Source organism: Rhizobium album, from assembly GCF_003122325.1.
GTDB classification, from domain to species: Bacteria; Pseudomonadota; Alphaproteobacteria; order Rhizobiales; family Rhizobiaceae; genus Metarhizobium; species Metarhizobium album.
Genome location: NZ_QFBC01000017.1, coordinates 32,612 through 49,559, shown reverse-complemented (window position 1 = coordinate 49,559; position 16,948 = coordinate 32,612). Strand labels below are relative to the sequence as shown.

The 16,948-nt window shown below is 64.1% G+C and carries 16 protein-coding genes; 13 read left to right on the top strand and 3 right to left on the bottom strand.

Annotated elements, in window-relative coordinates; translation table 11 throughout:
* The 11 genes from DEM27_RS26555 to DEM27_RS26505 all read left to right on the top strand — a co-directional run bounded on the left by DEM27_RS26555 (position 1) and on the right by DEM27_RS26505 (position 11,455).
* Positions 1 to 441 (top strand): SRPBCC family protein, encoded by a 441-nt coding sequence (locus DEM27_RS26555; protein WP_109461271.1) that lies wholly within the window; start codon positions 1 to 3, stop codon positions 439 to 441.
* Positions 442 to 448: 7 nt separating this feature from the next.
* On the top strand, positions 449 to 904 hold the full coding sequence (locus tag DEM27_RS26550) for an SRPBCC family protein (protein WP_109461270.1): 456 nt from the start codon (positions 449 to 451) through the stop codon (positions 902 to 904).
* Positions 905 to 920: 16 nt separating this feature from the next.
* Complete coding sequence (locus DEM27_RS26545) at positions 921 to 1,733, top strand: FAD binding domain-containing protein (protein ID WP_109461269.1); 813 nt, start codon at positions 921 to 923, stop codon at positions 1,731 to 1,733.
* 4 nt (positions 1,734 to 1,737) lie between these two features.
* Complete coding sequence (locus DEM27_RS26540; RefSeq protein ID WP_109461268.1) at positions 1,738 to 2,220, top strand: (2Fe-2S)-binding protein; 483 nt, start codon at positions 1,738 to 1,740, stop codon at positions 2,218 to 2,220.
* Between the two features lie 8 nt (positions 2,221 to 2,228).
* Positions 2,229 to 3,929, top strand: coding sequence for a xanthine dehydrogenase family protein molybdopterin-binding subunit (locus DEM27_RS26535; RefSeq protein WP_109461267.1), 1,701 nt, complete (start codon positions 2,229 to 2,231; stop codon positions 3,927 to 3,929).
* Position 3,930: 1 nt separating this feature from the next.
* On the top strand, positions 3,931 to 4,953 hold the full coding sequence (locus tag DEM27_RS26530; protein ID WP_109461266.1) for a xanthine dehydrogenase family protein molybdopterin-binding subunit: 1,023 nt from the start codon (positions 3,931 to 3,933) through the stop codon (positions 4,951 to 4,953).
* A 129-nt stretch (positions 4,954 to 5,082) separates the two neighbouring features.
* The gene (locus tag DEM27_RS26525; RefSeq protein ID WP_109461265.1) at positions 5,083 to 5,964 is read left to right on the top strand and encodes an AAA family ATPase; all 882 of its coding nucleotides are present in this window, start codon (positions 5,083 to 5,085) and stop codon (positions 5,962 to 5,964) included.
* Entirely contained in the window at positions 5,961 to 7,076 is a 1,116-nt protein-coding gene (locus DEM27_RS26520; protein ID WP_109461264.1) for a vWA domain-containing protein, read from the top strand. The genes DEM27_RS26525 and DEM27_RS26520 overlap by 4 nt, the downstream gene beginning before the upstream one ends.
* Entirely contained in the window at positions 7,073 to 8,011 is a 939-nt protein-coding gene (locus DEM27_RS26515) for an amidohydrolase family protein (protein ID WP_109461263.1), read from the top strand. Before DEM27_RS26520 ends, DEM27_RS26515 begins: the two co-directional genes overlap by 4 nt.
* A 3-nt stretch (positions 8,012 to 8,014) precedes the next feature.
* Positions 8,015 to 9,610, top strand: a complete 1,596-nt coding sequence (locus DEM27_RS26510; RefSeq protein ID WP_109461262.1) for an isochorismatase family protein — start codon at positions 8,015 to 8,017, stop codon at positions 9,608 to 9,610.
* A gap of 114 nt (positions 9,611 to 9,724) precedes the next feature.
* A complete protein-coding gene (locus DEM27_RS26505; RefSeq protein ID WP_109461261.1) occupies positions 9,725 to 11,455 on the top strand; it encodes a methyl-accepting chemotaxis protein in 1,731 nt (576 codons plus the stop codon).
* 21 nt (positions 11,456 to 11,476) lie between these two features.
* Here DEM27_RS26505 and DEM27_RS26500 read toward each other — a convergent pair whose 3' ends face one another.
* A complete protein-coding gene (locus DEM27_RS26500; RefSeq protein WP_109461260.1) occupies positions 11,477 to 12,223 on the bottom strand; it encodes an SDR family NAD(P)-dependent oxidoreductase in 747 nt (248 codons plus the stop codon).
* A gap of 63 nt (positions 12,224 to 12,286) precedes the next feature.
* Entirely contained in the window at positions 12,287 to 13,126 is an 840-nt protein-coding gene (locus DEM27_RS26495) for a fumarylacetoacetate hydrolase family protein (RefSeq protein WP_109461259.1), read from the bottom strand.
* A gap of 130 nt (positions 13,127 to 13,256) precedes the next feature.
* On the opposite strand from DEM27_RS26495, the gene DEM27_RS26490 reads away from it, so the two are divergent.
* Positions 13,257 to 13,934 (top strand): GntR family transcriptional regulator, encoded by a 678-nt coding sequence (locus DEM27_RS26490; RefSeq protein WP_165823621.1) that lies wholly within the window; start codon positions 13,257 to 13,259, stop codon positions 13,932 to 13,934.
* 13 nt (positions 13,935 to 13,947) lie between these two features.
* Here the strand turns inward: DEM27_RS26490 and DEM27_RS26485 are convergent, their stop codons facing one another.
* Positions 13,948 to 15,168 (bottom strand): ROK family transcriptional regulator, encoded by a 1,221-nt coding sequence (locus DEM27_RS26485; RefSeq protein WP_109461257.1) that lies wholly within the window; start codon positions 15,166 to 15,168, stop codon positions 13,948 to 13,950.
* A gap of 179 nt (positions 15,169 to 15,347) precedes the next feature.
* Here DEM27_RS26485 and DEM27_RS26480 point away from each other — a divergent pair, with 179 nt between their 5' ends.
* Positions 15,348 to 16,937: an N-acyl-D-amino-acid deacylase family protein gene (locus DEM27_RS26480; protein ID WP_109461256.1), complete on the top strand. Its 1,590-nt coding sequence runs from the start codon at positions 15,348 to 15,350 to the stop codon at positions 16,935 to 16,937.
* Positions 16,938 to 16,948 lie beyond the last annotated feature (11 nt).

Genomic DNA, 16,948 nt, shown 5'->3' with positions numbered 1-16,948 from the left:
GTGGCCCGTGTCTTCGTATCCAGCGTCATCGACGCGCCGGCGGCCAAGGTCTGGGAGCGCGTCCGCGACTTCAATGCCTTGCCGCGCTGGCACCCGCGCATCCGCGACAGCCGCATCGAAAACGGCGAACCGTCCGACAAGATCGGCTGCGTGCGCGACTTCCACCTGCAGAACGGCGACCGGCTGCGGGAAAAACTGCTCGGTCTCTCCGACTACGACATGTTCTGCACCTATACGATCCTCGAAGGGCCGATGCCGCTGACGAACTACATCGCCACCCTGCGGCTGACGCCGGTCTCCGATGGCGACCGGACCTTCATCGAATGGACGGCGGAGTTCGATTGCACGCCCGAGGTCGAGGGCGATCTGGTCAACGGTATCGGCACCAATGTCTTCCAGGGCGGGTTTGACGCGCTGAAGCGGCATTTCGGCGGGCGGTGAGGGACGAGTGGTCAAGATCGTCAAAAGCACCATCATGGAAGCGCCGGTCGAAGCCGTCTGGGAGGTCCTGCGCGATTTCAACGGCCACGACCGCTGGCACCCGGCGGTGGCCGACAGCCATATCGAGCGCGGCCAGAGTTCCGACAAGGTGGGCTGCGTGCGCCGCTTCCACCTGGTCGACGGCTCCGAACTGCGCGAACAGCTTTTGACGCTGTCGGATGCCGACATGGCCTTCACCTATTGCCTGCTCGATACGCCGGTGCCGCTTTTGAACTACGTGGCGCATGTCCGGCTGACGCCGGTGACGGACGGCGATCTCACCTTCTGGGAGTGGGAATCGCGCTTCGACACGCCGGCGGGCGAAGAACAGCGACTGAAGGACATGGTGTCTGAACAGATCTATCAGGCGGGTTTCGAGGCCGTGCGCGCTCATATGGGGCTCGCACCGGCCGCGACGGCGTAAGAAGAGGAAACAGCATATGCCAATGAGCGTGAAGACTTTCGCGCAGGTCGACGAGGCGGCAAGAGCGCTGGCGGCGAGCCGCAGCGCCCGCTATCTCGGCGGCGGCACGCTGATCATGCGGGCGGTGAATTACGGCGACCAGTCGTTCGACACCATCATCCGCACCACCGATCCGCGCCTGAAGCAGATCGCCCAGCAGGGCGACATGCTGGTGATCGGCGCCGGCATCACCATGTCGGAGGTTATCGCCAATCGCGAGACGGCCTTTCTGGCGCCGGTGGCGCGCACCGTCGGCGGACCGGCGATCCGTAACATGGCGACGGTCGGCGGCAACCTGTTCGCCGCTTCGCCCTACGGCGATTTCACCGCCGCGCTGCTGGCGCTCGACGCCCGCGTGGTGCCGGCCGGCGGCCAGCCGATATCGCTGGACGAGTTTTTGAACGCCCGCGAGCGCAATGCCGGCCTGGTCATCGTTTCGGTGCAGATCCCGCGGCTCCGTGACGTCAACGCGTTCCGTTACGTCAAGGTCAGCCGCGTCAAGCCGAAGGGCATCGCCGTGATGTCGATCGCCGCCGTGTTGCCGATGCAGGCGGGGCGCCTTGCCAATGCCCGCGTCGCCTATGGCGCCATGGGACCGCGGCCGCTCAGGGCGCTCGCCGTCGAGCGGGCGCTCGAAGGGCGCAGCCTCGACGAGGCCGGCATCGCCCAGGCACTGGCCGTCGCCACCGAAGGCGTCGATCCGCCGAGCGATCCGATCGCTTCGGACTGGTATCGCCGCCAGATCGCCCCCGTTCATCTCAAACGCCTTCTGCTCGGGCAGAGGAGGTAGTCTCATGGCCAAGAAACCCATCCAATTCCAACTGAACGGCAGCGGCCAGGCGATCTTCGCGGAGGAGGGCTCCAACCTGCTCGACGTGCTGCGCCGCGGCGTCGGCGATCTCTCGCCGAAATACGGCTGCGGGCAGGGCACTTGCGGCACCTGTACGGTGCTGGTCAACGGCGAGCCGCGGCTTTCCTGTCTGACGCTTGCCGAAACCGTCGAGGGCCAGTCGGTCGAAACGACCGCGGGCCTGGCGCACGGGCCGCAATTGCACGCATTGCAGCATGCGTTCATGGACAATTTCGCCGCCCAGTGCGGTTATTGCACGCCGGGCATGCTGATGGCCGCCAAGGCCTTGCTCGACCGCAACCCCTCACCGTCCCGCGAGGAGGTGGTCGAGGCGATCTCCGGCAATATCTGCCGTTGCACCGGTTACGAACCCATCATCAATGCCGTGCTCGCTGCCGCCCAGAGCGGTGGCCGCAGATACGGGTGAGGCCTGCCATGATTGAATTTCGCAAGGAATATTTCGCCGACGAACGCGACGACAACCTGAACGAGATCGGCAAGCCGACGCAGCGGCAGGACATGCTCGGCCACGTCACCGGCCGCTCGCCCTATTTCGACGATCACCTGTTCGATGGCCTGTTGCATCTCAAGTGCCTGCGCTCGCCGCATCACCACGCCCGCATCCGCTCGGTCGATACGTCGGAAGCGGAACGCATGCCGGGCGTCAAGAAGGTGATCCGTGCCCGCGACGTGCCGCTCAACCTCAACACGCTCTTGAGCCTGATGGATTTCGGCCTCGACGACGAGCCGATGCTGGCGGACAAGAAGGTCTGTTATGTCGGCGAACCGGTGGTTGCCGTCGTGGCGGAAACCGAGCGGGCCTGCTTCGACGCCATCGCCAAGATCCGCGTCGATTACGAAGTGCTGCCGCATGTGCTTGATGTCGAGGAGGCGATCAAGCCGGGTGCGCCTTCGGTCAACCCCACCTACCCCACCAATACCTTTCTCTACCACGAAAAATACGATCACCAGAAGCTGCGTTTCGGCGATGTCGAGGCCGCACTCCGCCAGGCCGACCATGTGGTCGAGGGTCGCTACCAGATGTCGCCGATCGAGCAGGCGCCGACGGAAACCTGCGGCGCCATCGCAGCACCCGAGACCAACAACCGTTTTGTCGTCTATACCTCGACGCAGGCGCTGTTCTTCTCGCTCGGCACCGCCGCGAAGATGCTGAAGGTGTCTTCGAACCGGCTGCATTTCATCGGCGGCACGGTGGGTGGCGGTTTCGGCGGCAAGGTGGATTCGATCCACGAGCCGATGGCCATCCTCGGCTGCATGCTGACCGGCAAGCCGGTGCGCTATGCTTGGGACCGCGAGGAAGAGATGCAGGTCGGCGCGCCGCGCGGCGCGGAGCGCTGGTACATCACCGACGGCGTGATGAACGATGGGCGCATCATCGCCCGGAAATTCATCGGCTATTTCGATTCCGGCGCCTATACCCGCCTATCGAGCTACGCGATCATCAAGGGCACCGGCCATCTTCCCGGTCCCTATACGATCCCCAACGTCTCGTCCGACGTCTACTGCGTCTTCACCAACCGCACGCCGGCAACCGCCATGCGCGGTTTCGGCATCACCGGCGTCGATTTTTCCATCGAAGCGCATATGGACAAGGTGGCGTCGAAGATCGGCATGAACCCGATCGAGTTGCGCATCCTCAATTCCTATCGCGACGGCGACATGAAGGCGCACCGGCGGCTGGCGAAGAATACGGCGCTGATCGAATGCTGCCAGGTCGTCGCCGAAAAGGCCAAGTGGAAGATCGGCAGCGAATACAAGGCGATGTCATCGCTGAAGGGCGGCGGTGGCGAGCGGGCGCTGATCCCGGCCCATACCGCGATCGACCAGAAGGGGATGGTGCGCGGCAGCGGGACTTCGAGCTTCGGTTACCAGCCGCAGCCCTATGTGCCTTCGACACCGACCTTTCCCTCCACCCCTGCTTTCCCGAGCGTGCCCGCTTATACGCCGGCTGCGAGTTCTTCGCCGGCGCCCGGTGCGCCCGAACGACGGCCGGCAGAAAACGCACCAACGCCGAGTTCGACCTATAACCCCACTCCGTCGCAGCCGGCCACGCCAGTTGAACAGCGGCCGGCGGTAAACCGTTTCTCGTCGATCTCAGGCCTCAGGAGACGTTGACATGACCCTTCATCGCGGACGCGGCTTTGCCTCCATCAACTATCCGATCGGCATGAATCTCGGCGGCGATCCGAGCCAGGCGCTGGTGCATTCCAATCCGGACGGCAAGTTCATGGTCGCCTTGTCCTCCATCGACCTCGGCCAGGGCATGAAATCGGTGACGCGGCAGATCGCGGCGGAAACACTCGGCATTCCCGTCGAGGACGTCTATGTCGACACCGCCGATTCCGACACCGGCCCGCATTGCATGGGCTCGTTTGCCTCGCGCGGCACGCACCGCGTCGGCAACGCCGTCATCGCCGCCGCCAGGGAAGCCCGTTCGGTGATGATGGAGGCGGCGGCGCAGGAGCTGGAAGTCAACCCCGACGACCTGGTGACGGACGGCAAGGGCAACATCCACGTCAAGGGCGCGCCGTCGAAATCGATCACCACCGCGGCGGCCTGCGGGGCGGCGCAATTCAAGCAGGGGCGCACGGTGTCCGGTCGCGGCATCTTCCTGGTGCCGCTTTCGGATGTCGATCCGGATACCGGCGAGATGACACCCGTGACCTGCTTTGCCCATGCGGCGATGGTCGTCGACATCGACGTCGATGACGAGACCGGCGAGGTGACCGTCATCGAGATGAACAGCGCCTACGAAGTCGGCCGGGCGCTCAATCCGCGTCTTGTCGAACAGCAGCTGATCGGCGGCGCCTGGATGGGAATGAGCCACGCTCTCTGGGAAACGACGGAACCCTATTACCCCGACCGCATCCACGGACCGGTGGACTTCAACGAGTACCTGATGCCGGGTCCTGGGGATATCGCGCCGCACCACATCTCGGTGCTGGAGCGCCCGGCGCCGGACGGTCCGTTCGGCGGCAAGGGTCCGGGAGAAATGTGCGCCAATCCGGTGCTGCCGGCCGTCGCCAACGCGGTGTTCAATGCCGTCGGCGTGCGTATCGACGAGTTGCCGATCACGCCGGAGAAGGTTTTGCGCGGGATTGCCGCCATCGGCGGGCCGCAGCCGCAGCCGAAATGGTGATGTGAGATGAGGCCGGGAACCCGGAGAATGCAGTGCAGAACGTTGCCACATCCCCTTCTCCCCGCCGGGGAGAAGGAGCATGGCGGCACCTTTTCCATCCTCCAATCCTGCCCCGCGGAGGCTTGCTGAATGCCCGTCCGTCGCTCCATCGTCGGCATCGACAGTCCCGCACGGCTCGCGGCAGCGCTGGATGCCGCGCAATATCTGGCCGACGACGGACTATCGACGGCAGGGTATCTCGCGCTGGCGCTCGGCAAGCCGCTGCTGCTCGAAGGCGCGCCCGGCGTTGGCAAGACGGAGGCAGCCAAAGCCATCGCCTCGGTGCTTGGCCGCAACCTGATCCGCCTGCAATGTTACGAAGGCATCGATGCCGCTGCGGCACTCTACGAATGGAACTACCCGCGCCAGATGCTGGCGATCCGGCAGGCCGGCGACACCTATCTCAACATCTACGGCGACGATTTCCTCATTGCCCGGCCGATGCTCGACGCCCTTCGCAATCCGAAGGATTCGGTGCTGCTGATCGACGAAATCGACCGTTCCGACCACGAGTTCGAGGCCTTCCTGCTGGAATTTCTGTCGGATTTCCAGATCTCCATCCCCGAGCGTGGCACGGTTCGCGCTGAAGAGGCGCCGGTCGTCATCCTCACCTCCAACCGCACCCGCGAACTGCACGAGGCCCTGCGGCGGCGTTGCGTCTATCACTGGATCGGTTATCCCGACCCGATGCGCGAGGCGCAGATCGTCATGATGCGGGCAAGCACGGTGGCGCGCGAGACGGCGGATGCCGTGGTCGCCGCCGTCGGCCGCCTCCGCCAGGAGCCGCTGGCAAAGCCGCCGGGCGTGGCGGAAACCGTGGAGTGGGCGGAGGCGGCGACGCTGCTGCATTCGCAGGGGTCTCCTTGGCCGACTGCCTTCAAGCGCGCTATCGGCGTGGCGCTGAAGGACCAGGACGACCTGGAATTCGTGGCGCCGCGTATCGATGCGCTGATCTCGGGAGCGGCGGCATGACGAGCGCCGAGGAACTGCCGCGCGCCGTCTGGCCGTTCGTCGAGTTCTCGACGCTCCTGCGCAGCAACGGCTTTTTTGTCTCGCCCGAACAGACCCAGACCTTCATCCAGGCTGTCGGCCTGCTCGGGCCCAAAACCGTCGGCGACATCCACAAGGCGGGGCTGGCGACGCTGGCGCCGCCGCCGGAGCGCCGCGAGGAGTTCGACGCGCTGTTCCGCCTCCTGTTCCTCGGCCAGTCGATCGCCGCCGGTACGTCCGACGACGAGGAGGAAGAACTGCGCGCCTATGACGAGCGTGACGGCGAGATGGACCCGCCGGAAGCCGACGAGATCAACGAATCCGGCGACGAGGCCACCGGCGCCGAAGCTCTGTCGCTGCGGCAATTCGTCGAGATGGACGAAAGCGAGATCCTGCGCCGCTTCCGCCGCCAGGCGCCGTCACGCCTGCCGCGCCGCCAGACCTATCGCCGTACCGCCGCCAAGGCAGGCGATCGCTGGAACATGCGCAAGCTTTTGCGCGATGCCGTCAAGCGCGACGGCGAGGTGATGCGGCTGCCGAAAATGGCGCGCAAGACGCGCCAGCGGCGCATCCTGCTGTTGATCGACGTTTCCGGCTCGATGAAGCAGCACACCGACACCTACATGCGTTTTGCCCACACACTGGCCGCCGTCTCCGACCATTTCGAGGTTTTTACCCTCGGCACGCGGCTGACGCGGGTAACGCGGGCGTTGAAGCTGCGCAATCGCGACCAGGCGCTTGCCATCGCCGCAACGCTGGTTGCCGACTGGGACGGCGGCACGCGGCTGGGCGATGCCCTCGCGGCCTTTCTTTCCGTGCCGCGTTTTGCCGGTTTCGCCCGGGGTGCGCTCACGGTCGTTCTTTCCGATGGACTGGAGCGTGGCGACCATACGGCGATGACCGAGGCCGTCGAGCGGCTGTCGCGCCGCGCCTGGCGCATCGTCTGGCTGACGCCGCTTGCCGGCGATGCGGATTACGTGCCGCAGACACAGGCGCTTTCGTCCATCCTTCCCCATATCGACCGGCTCGGCAACGGCGCTTCGACGGAGCGGCTTTGCGGCGAACTGCTTGACATCGCGAGGTTTGCAGCATGATGAAGATTATCGACGCCCACCATCACATCTGGCGACGCAAGGACCTTCCCTGGCTGATGGGCGCCATGCAGCCGCGCATCTTCGGCCCCTATGAATCGATCCGCCGGGATTATCCGATCGAGGAATATCTCGAGGATATTTCCGGGCGGAACATCGTCAAATCCGTCTATGTGCAGGCGAACTGGGCGAAGGAGCGTTTCGAGGACGAAGTGGCCTGGGTGCAGGGCGAGGCCGACCGCAGCGGCTGGCCGCACGGCATCGTCGGTTATTGCGACATGACCGTCGAGGACGCCCGGCCGGCGCTCGACCGGCTGAAGAAATATCCGCTGATGCGCGGCATCCGCCACCAGCTCCATTGGCACGAAAATCCACTCTACCGTTTTGCCGCCGACCCCAATCTGGCGCGTGATCCGAACGTCATGCGCAATGTTGCGGCGTTGGCGGACTATGGCTGGAGTTTCGACCTGCAGGTCTTCGCGTCGCAGATGCGTGGCGCGGCCGAGCTTGCCGCCGCCTGCCCGAAAGTGACCTTCATCCTGCAGCATGCCGGCATGCCGGAAGACCTTTCGCCTGCGGGTTACGATTATTGGCGCCAGGAACTGAAGCACCTTGCCGGACAGCCGAACGTGGTGACCAAGCTTTCGGCCTTCGGCACTTTCATCCACAAAAACGAGACCGGCCATATCAGCCGCATCCTGCACGAGGCGCTGGAGATTTTTGGTCCTGACCGCTGCCTGTTCGGCTCGAATTTCCCCATCGAAAAAATCTGGACCGATTACGGCCCGCTGGTCGATTCCTTCCTGATCGCCGCAAGCGATCTCGATGAGGCGGTGCGAACGGCGATTTTCCACGACACCGCGATGAAGGTCTATCAGTTGGACAGGGCTGGATCGGTCGCCGGACGGCCGAAATTCGGCAAGAAAACGGGAGCATGAACCATGGCGCATGAGGTGCTGGATCCGGAATTCCCCAGGCTGATCGACCCGAATGCCCCGGTGAGGATGGCGGGCAATGGTTTTACCTTCACGGAAGGGCCGATCTGGCATCCGGTCGAGCAGTATCTTTTGTTCTCCGACATGCCGGGCGACGTGCGCCGCAGGCTCGACCGCAATGGCGTGCGCGAGGTGGCGAGGCCCTCCAACAAGGGCAACGGCATGACCTATACGCGCGATCTCGACCTGATCGTCTGCGAACATGCCACGTCTTCGGTCGTCGCCATTCGCCGCGACGGCGCGCGGCAGGTGCTGGCCTCGCATTTCGAGGGCAAGGAGCTCAACAGTCCCAACGACGTCTGCATCCATAGCGACGGCTCGATCTATTTCACCGATCCCTGGTATGGCCGCATGCCGATCTTCGGCGTCGAGAGGCCACGCGATCTCGGCTGGCAGGGCGTCTTCCGTATCCGCCCCGGCCAGCTCGGTCGCGAACCGGAACTGGTCGTCGGCCGCTATGTCTTCTCGCAGCCGAACGGCCTGTGCTTCTCGCCGGACGAAAAACTGCTCTACATCAACGATACGGACCAGGCGAACATCCGCGTCTTCGACGTGAAGCCGGACGGCTCTCTCTCCGAGGGGCGGACCTTCGCATCCGGCATCCGGGATGGCAGCAAGCCCGGCCTTCCCGACGGGATGAAATGCGACGAGGCCGGCAATATCTGGGTGACGGGGCCAGGCGGCGTCTGGGTTTACAGCCCCGGCGGGCGGCTGCTCGGAAAACTCGTCGTGCCGGAAGAGGTTGCCAACCTGCATTGGGGCGGCCCGGACTGGCGCACCCTCTACATGACCGCGACGACGTCGGTCTACACGGTCGAGACGAAGATCGGCCCGAGAAAGGAACCTTTCATGCGCGCTGGCCAATCCTCCGCCGATGTCTCTTCCCACGGCGCGCGGTCGTCGGAACCGCAGCGCTCCCCCTCAGGCTCGGACGGTACGTTCCAGCTCGATGCCTCGCGTTGCGCGCTGATCATCCAGGACATGCAGAACGATGTGGTGATGGAGGGAGGCGCCTTCGCCGCCTCCGGCTCGCCGCAGCATTGCCGCGAGCAGAATGCCATCGAAAACATCCGCCGGCTCGCGGACCAATGCCGCCGGTCCGGCGTACCCGTCATCCATGTCTGGTTCCTGGTCGAGCCCGGGGCGCCGGGTTTTACGCTGAATGCGCCGCTGTTCGAGGGTGTGGTGGATTCCAATGCCCTGGTGCGCGGCACCTGGGGCGCATTGCCTGTGCCGGGACTGGAGCAACAGGCGGGCGACATCGTTGTCGCAAAGATGCGCATGAGCGCCTGGGAGGGCACCAGCCTCGAAACGGTGCTCAAGGCTTACGGCCGGGACATGGTCATCGTCACCGGCGCCTGGACGAACATGTCGATCGAACACACGGCCCGCACCGGCGCCGACAAGGGTTACATCATGATCGTGCCGGAAGACGGCTGCTCGACGATGAACGCCGAGTGGCACAAGGCATCGGTGAACTACGCCATGCAGAACGTCGCCGCAGTGACGACGGTGCGCGATGTGGTGGAAGCGCTGCGATAGGTTTCGAGAGCCTATCCTATCCAATGGATGGCTGTGTTTTCCTTGTGCCGTTAACCCAAAATTGACCATGCTTCTTCATATTGTCCGTGCATTTGTATAGATCTGGAGCTTCTGATGCCTAGCGTACCCTTTCGTCATACCTTGTCGAAGGCCGCCGTGCTGGATGCGCTGGACAAGACGAATGCGATCATCGAGTTCGACCTGACCGGCCGGATCCTCTCGGCAAACGAAAACTTCTGCAAGACGATGGGGTATTCGCCGAAGGAGATCGGCGGCCGGCATCACCGCATGTTTGTCGAACCCACCGAGGCTGCATCGCAACGCTATGCGGATTTCTGGAAAGGTCTCGCAAGCGGCAAGCCGGACCAGCAGCAATACAAGCGCCTTGCCAAAGGCGGACGCGAGGTCTGGATCGAGGCGTCATACAACCCGGTTTTTCGCGGCGGGAAGCCGTACAAGGTGGTCAAGTTCGCGATCGACATAACGGCAGCGAAAAAGCTGGCCGCCGAAGACAGGGGCAAGCTGGCCGCCTTGTCACGCGCCCAGGCAATCATCGAGTTCACCCCGACCGGCGAGATCATCACCGCCAACGACAACTTCCTGAAGGCGCTCGGGTACCGGCTGGACGAGATCATCGGCAAGCATCACGCCATGTTCTGCGAGCCGCAGGATGTGCGTGCATCTGCTTACCAGGCTTTCTGGCCCAATCTTGCCGCCGGGCAATTCGTTGCCGATCAATTCACCCGCATCGCCAAGGATGGCCGAGAGGTCTATATCCAGGCGTCCTACAATCCGATTTTCGACGACAGCGGCCGTGTTTTCAAGGTGGTGAAATTCGCCACGGACGTGAGCGACCGGGTCAGGATGATCCATGAGGTCGGCGCCGGCCTTTCGCGTCTTGCCGACTGCAATATCCGCCAGACGATCGACGTGCCGTTTATCGACGAGTTCGAACCGCTGCGGCGCGACTTCAACACCTCGATCGGCGCCTTCCAGAAAACGCTCGTCAGCGTTCTGCAGCAAACCAACAGCGTCAACGCCAACAGCAAGGACATGCACGATGCGGCCGAGCAGCTGGCGCTGCGCACCAGGGAGCAGGCCGCCTCCCTGAAGCAGACGTCCACGGCCCTGGAAGACGTAACCGAAACCGTCAAATCCTCGACCGCAAACACTGAGGAAACCCGCAGCCTGGTGAAAAACGCCCTCGCTTCGGCGGCAGCCTCCGCAAACATCGTGCAGGAGACGATCACGGCGATAAAGAGGATCGAGACCGCATCGAACGAGATCAGCCAGATCATCGGCGTCATCGACGAGATCGCCTTCCAGACCAATCTCCTGGCGCTGAACGCCGGCGTCGAGGCTGCCCGCGCCGGCGAGGCCGGCAAGGGATTTGCCGTCGTCGCGCAGGAAGTGCGCGAACTGGCGCAACGATCCGCCAAGGCGGCAAAAGAGATCAAGGACCTCATCCAGAATTCTGGCCGGCAGGTGATCGAAGGCGTCCGCCTCGTCGATGCGACAGGCGAGGCGCTTCACGAAATCGAGGAATTCGTCGCTTCCATCGACCGCAACATGCAGTTGCTGGCCACGACTGCGACGGAACAATCGACGGGGCTGTCCGAGATCAACAAGGCCGTTTCGCATGTCGACCACATGACCCGGCAGAACGCCGACATGGTCGAGCGCACCACCGAGATCAGCCAGCAGCTTGCCGAAGGCGCCACCCGGCTTTTGGAACTGGTCAGCCACTTCAAGCTCAACCGGCGATCCACCATTCGCGAGCCGCGTCCGGACGCCGGCAAGATGCAAGGGTTGCAGCCTGACAAAAAAATGGCACCCGCAGCCTGAAACCGGCGGCGGGTGCGACGCTCAATAGGTTGTCCGGCCACCGCTGAGGTCGAATGTGGCGGCGGTGGTGAAGGAGTTTTCTTCCGACATCAGCCACGCCGTCATCGCGGCAATTTCGTCCACCTCGACGAAACGCTCGCGCGGAATGCGCACCAGCATGTAGTTGATGAACTCCGGCGTCAGGCCGTCGAGAATGGGAGTCTTGGCGGTTGCCGGCGTGATCGCGTTGACGGCGATGCCGGTCTTTGCCAGTTCCTTGCCCAGCGACTTGGTCAGGCCGAGCACGCCCGCCTTGGCGGCGCTGTAGGCGGCGAGGTTGGGATTGCCTTCCTTGCCGGCGACGGAGGAGACGTTGACGATGCGCCCGTAGTTGTTTTCGAGCATGATCGGCACGATTTCCCGGCAGCAATGGAAGGTGCCGGTCAGGTTGACCTCGATGACGTCGCGCCATTCCGCGCTGGCATAGTCGGTGACCGGCTTGACCTTGCCGGTGATCCCGGCGCAATTCACCAGCCCGTCGATACGGCCGAAATCCGCTTTCGTCTGCCTTGCTGCCGTCGCCACCGCTTCGCCGTCAGCGACATTCACCGCATAGGAGCGGGCTTCCGGCGACAGGGCCGTCGCGCTGTTCCGGGCGACGTCGCTGTTCAGGTCCCAAATGGCAAGCTTTGCGCCCGATTGCAGCAGGCGGTGGGCGATGGCGTAGCCGATGCCCTGTGCGCCGCCGGTGACCACGACGACGCGGCCGGTCATGTCTATCTTGTTCATGCTCTCCTCCCATCTCGAAATATATCCCGCCCGCGGCTCTCCCAAACCGCGGGCGGGACGAAATCAGGCCTGCGCGACCGTCTGGCGCTGGATGCCGAGACCTTCGATCTCGACTTCCATCGTGTCGCCGGCCTTGAGGTAACGCGGCGGTTTCATGCCCATGCCGACGCCCGGAGGCGTGCCGGTGGTGATGACGTCGCCCGGCTCGAGGATCATGAACTGCGAGATGTAATGCACCAGGAACGGCACCTTGAAGACCATGGTCGAGGTCGAGCCGTTCTGGACGAGTTCGCCGTTGACCGTCAGCTTCATGGCGAGGTTTTCGGTGTTGACTTCGTCCTTGGTCACCAGCCAGGGGCCGATCGGGCCGAAGGTCGGGCAACCCTTGCCCTTGGTCCAGGTGCCGCCGCGCTCGAGCTGGTAGGCGCGCTCGGACACGTCGTTGCAGACGCAGTAACCGGCGACGTAATCCAGCGCATCGGCTTCGCTGACGTAGGAGGCACGCTTGCCGATGACGATGGCCAGTTCGACTTCCCAGTCGGTCTTTTCCGAGCCGGGCGGCACGAGAACGGTGTCATCGGGGCCGACGATGCAGGACGGCGCCTTGTTGAACAGCACCGGTTCGGCGGGCACGGCCATGCCGCTTTCGGCGGCGTGGTCGGCATAGTTGAGACCGACGGCAATGAAATTGCCGACCTTGCCGACGCAGGCGCCGAGGCGCACGCCTTCCGGGCCGAGCGGCAGGGCGCTGGTGTCGAGCGACTTCAGCTTGGCGAGGCTTTCCTCGCCCAGCGCTTCGCCGGCGAGATCGGCGAGAATGCCAGAGAGATCACGGAGCTTGCCGTCGGCATCGATGAGGCCGGGCTTTTCTTCGCCCGGATTTCCAAAACGTACGAGTTTCATGGGTTCCTGCCTTTCCTGAACGTCGGGAGCCTTGCCTCCCAGATTCCTGTTGCGCACGAGGTTCCACAAGTTTTACATGGTGTCAAACATTTTCGAAAATCCTTGGCATTTTGCCAAATCTGGGAACGAGATGGCGGACGCGAAGAAAAAATCCTCGGGCACTTTGGCGGGTGACGCCTACACCCTCATTCACGAGGCGATCCGTGCCGGCCGTTTCCGGCCGGGGGACAGGTTGCGCTTTGCCGAGTTGCAGGCGCTGTGCGGCATGAGCGTCACCCCGGTGCGCGAGGCGCTGGCCCGGCTGACGGCGGAAGGTTTTACGACGCTCGACAACCACAAGGGCTACAGTGTCGCCAGCCTGTCGCTCGATGAGTTGCGCGACATCACGGCGATGCGGAAACTGTGCGAATCCGAAGCTTTGCGCCTGTCGATCCTGCATGGCGACGACGGCTGGGAAAGCCGCATCATCGCGGCGCACCACCTGATGGCGCGGCTGCCGCGCCAGCGCGACGACATTCCTTCGGTGGTGCGCGACGACTGGGACGAACGGCATGCGGCCTTCCACCAGGCCCTGATTTCCGCCTGCCGCTCGCCGATCCTGCTGGAAATCTGCGAAAAGCTGTTCACGCGCGCCGACCGCTACCGCCGGGTATCAATCAGCGTCGACCTTACGAGGGATGTGGCGGCCGAACACCGGATGATCATGGACAGGACGCTGGCACGCGACCCGGAGGGCGCGGTGGAGGCGCTCTGTTGCCATTACCAGGAAACCGCCAATTCACTGGAGCAGGTGCTGCAGGCGATGTGAGACCTCGCAGCGATTATTCGCCGTTTTCCGGCACGGATGCCAGCAGCGGCCCTGCCGGCGGCAAGGTCAAGCGTCCCGATGGCGGATTGCCTTCGAAAAGATGGCCATGCAATTGGCCTACGCCGATTGCCGCCGCACCGATGACCGCCGCTCGGCCGCCGAGCAAAGCCGGTTCGACCGTGACGGGGTAGGGAAAACACAGCGGCAGATAGCGGCGGATGCGCTCCAGCATCTCTGTCCGCAGCCCGATCGAACCGCCGAGCACGACCTTTTCGGGATTGGCGATCGCCGCGATGGCGGCAATGCCGCGTGCCAGCAATTTGCCGGTATCGTCCAGGACCCCGATCGCCGCCGGCACACCGGCCGCCGCCTTTTCGAACAGGGCGGGGACCGAAACCGTTTCACCGCTGCGCTGGCGAAACAGTTCGACCATGCCGAACGAACCCGCCAGCCGCTCGAAGGCGCCCATGCCGAGCGATGCCGGGTCGAAGGGATCGGCGCCGAAAGGCAGAAAAGCGATTTCGCCGGCAGCATTGCCGAAGCCGCGCAAAAGTTCGCCGCCGACGATCAGGCCGCTGCCCGTGCCCGTGCCAAGCGCGACATAAGCGAGGTTGTCGACACCCCGGCCCTGGCCGATCCATTTTTCGCCGACCGCGCCGAGATTGACGTCGTTTTCCAGCACCACTGGCGCGCCGAACGCTTTTTCGAAGGCGGCGGCTACATCCATGCGGTCGAAATCGGCAATGTTCGGTACCAGCAGCACACGGCCCGTTGCCTTGTCCGGCGAGCCCGGCACACCGATGACGGCAAGCCGGATGCGTTCGACGGCAATGCCTTTGCCGAGAGCCGCCTTCCGGCACAGGTCGGCAATCTGATCGACGACGAATTGCCCGCCGCGGGGATCGGTCGGCGCAACGCCCTCGGCAACGAGGTTGCAGGCGAGGTCGGCCATCGCCACGGCGATCTTGGTGCCGCCGAGATCGACGGCAGCGACATAGGCGGCTTCCGGGACAAGTTCATAATTGACCGCCGTGCGGCCGATATGGCCGTGCGTGCGGCCCGTCTGCCGCACGAACCCCTGGGCCTCAAGAGCGCCGACGATCTCGGAAATCGTCTGCTTCGACAGGGCCGTCTCCTTGGAGAGCGCTGCCCGCGAAATGGGGCCGCTCTTGAGGATGGCCTCCATGACGGCATGTCGGGAAAGCTTTCGCGAAAGCCGCTGGCCATCACTCATGGGTTCACTCCAGATAGTTCGTTTATTGACCGAACTAATAAGTTATCCGGACTTTTGTCAATGCTGGCAATTACTTGACGGCTGTTGCCGTGACGCTCTATCCGGCTGAGAGATTGGCGGATAGAAGTCTGGGCAGAGGAATGCCGGGGTTTCCGGCCAGGACGCAATCGGGAAAAATCATGAAGGATACCCTTATCCGCAACGCCCGGATCATCGATGGGACCGGGGCGCCGTGGTATCGCGGCGATGTTGGCATCTCGGGCGGAAGGATTGCGGCGATCGGCACCGACCTCGCGCTCAGTCCCGAGGCGCGGATCATCGATGCGGACGAGCGTTTCCTCGCGCCGGGCTTTATCGACGCCCATTGCCATGACGACCTGATTTTCCTGCGCGAACCGGACCGGCCGGAGAAGATCTTCCAGGGCGTGACCAGCATCGTCGTCGGCAACTGCTCCTTCTCGCTCTATCCGGCGACGGCCGGCTCCCATGAGGATCTGCGCCGGCATTTTTCCGGCCTGCTCGGGGAAACCTTGCCGACCGAGATTTTTGCCGATTTCACCGCGTATCGCGACATGCTGGAAGGGCAGGGGATCGCGCCGAACCTCGTCTCGCTGGTCGGCCATGCGGCGCTGCGGCTGGCGGTGATGGGGCATGACCGGCGACCGGCCGGCGCCGATGACATCCGGCGCATGGCCGCTTTGCTCGACGCGCAACTGGCGCAGGGGGCGGCAGGCCTGTCGCTCGGCCTCGTCTATCCGCCGAGCGCCTTTGCAGACCGGGACGAACTCGTGGCGCTCGGTGCGGTGGTGCGACGCCACGGCAGGGTCCTGGCCGCCCATGTCCGCAGCTACGAGGCAGGCCTTCTCAATGCCATTGCCGAATTCGGCGACGTGCTGCGTGCCTCGGGTGCCGCCGGTCTGCTGTCGCATCTGCAATCCGCCGGCCGGCCGAACTGGGGGCAGGTCCCGAAAGCCATCGCCATGCTGGAGGATTTTCGTGAGGAAGGCATCGATATCAGCTTCGACATGTATCCTTATCCCGCCGGCAGCACCTGGATCCTGCAGCTTCTGCCGCCAGCCGTCATGGATGGCGGGCTCGACGGCCTGAAACGGCGCCTCGGCGATCCGCAGGCCGTCTCCGTCCTGCGGCAATGGGTCGAGGAGGGCGGCGATGCCTTTCCCGGCGAAAGCAAGGTCTCGCTGATCGGCTGGGACAATGTCCGGCTGTCGGCCATCGGTGCCGCCGGGCTGAAAGGGCTCGAAGGGCAGGACATGGCGGCGGCGGCCACGGCGCTCGGCATCGCCCCCTTCGACCTGCTGTTGCGTTTCATCGACGAGGACGAAGGCCAGACTGGCATCATCCTGTTCCAGCTGCATGAGGACGACCTGCATGCCGCCTGCTGCGGGCGCCTGTTCATGGCCGGTTCCGACGGCCTGCCACGTCCCGGGTCGAAGCCGCATCCGCGTGCTTTCGGCACGTTTCCGCGGCTTGCCGGCACGCTCCGGCGCGACAAGAGGTGGTTTTCGATCGAGGAGGCCGTGCGTCGGATGACGTCGGTAGCGGCGCAGCGATTTTCGCTTCAGGGTCGCGGCATCCTGCGCCCCGGCATGGCTGCCGACCTCGTGCTTTTCGAGAACGGCATCAGCGACCACGCCAGCTTCGAAAACCCGACGCGGATGCCGTCGGGCATTACCGATGTCTGGGTGAACGGCGGCGCGGTCATCCGCGCCGGAAAGCAGACGGGCCTTCGCCCCGGCCGGGTTCTCTGATCCCGACCGGG

Coding starts and splice junctions, on each gene's coding strand:
- DEM27_RS26545 (WP_109461269.1), top strand. CDS start 921: ATGCCAATGAGCGTGAAGACTTTCGCGCAGGTCGACGAGGCGGCAAGA.
- DEM27_RS26540 (WP_109461268.1), top strand. CDS start 1,738: ATGGCCAAGAAACCCATCCAATTCCAACTGAACGGCAGCGGCCAGGCG.
- DEM27_RS26535 (WP_109461267.1), top strand. CDS start 2,229: ATGATTGAATTTCGCAAGGAATATTTCGCCGACGAACGCGACGACAAC.
- DEM27_RS26530 (WP_109461266.1), top strand. CDS start 3,931: ATGACCCTTCATCGCGGACGCGGCTTTGCCTCCATCAACTATCCGATC.
- DEM27_RS26525 (WP_109461265.1), top strand. CDS start 5,083: ATGCCCGTCCGTCGCTCCATCGTCGGCATCGACAGTCCCGCACGGCTC.
- DEM27_RS26520 (WP_109461264.1), top strand. CDS start 5,961: ATGACGAGCGCCGAGGAACTGCCGCGCGCCGTCTGGCCGTTCGTCGAG.
- DEM27_RS26515 (WP_109461263.1), top strand. CDS start 7,073: ATGATGAAGATTATCGACGCCCACCATCACATCTGGCGACGCAAGGAC.
- DEM27_RS26510 (WP_109461262.1), top strand. CDS start 8,015: ATGGCGCATGAGGTGCTGGATCCGGAATTCCCCAGGCTGATCGACCCG.
- DEM27_RS26505 (WP_109461261.1), top strand. CDS start 9,725: ATGCCTAGCGTACCCTTTCGTCATACCTTGTCGAAGGCCGCCGTGCTG.
- DEM27_RS26500 (WP_109461260.1), bottom strand. CDS start 12,223: ATGAACAAGATAGACATGACCGGCCGCGTCGTCGTGGTCACCGGCGGC.
- DEM27_RS26495 (WP_109461259.1), bottom strand. CDS start 13,126: ATGAAACTCGTACGTTTTGGAAATCCGGGCGAAGAAAAGCCCGGCCTC.
- DEM27_RS26490 (WP_165823621.1), top strand. CDS start 13,257: ATGGCGGACGCGAAGAAAAAATCCTCGGGCACTTTGGCGGGTGACGCC.
- DEM27_RS26485 (WP_109461257.1), bottom strand. CDS start 15,168: ATGAGTGATGGCCAGCGGCTTTCGCGAAAGCTTTCCCGACATGCCGTC.
- DEM27_RS26480 (WP_109461256.1), top strand. CDS start 15,348: ATGAAGGATACCCTTATCCGCAACGCCCGGATCATCGATGGGACCGGG.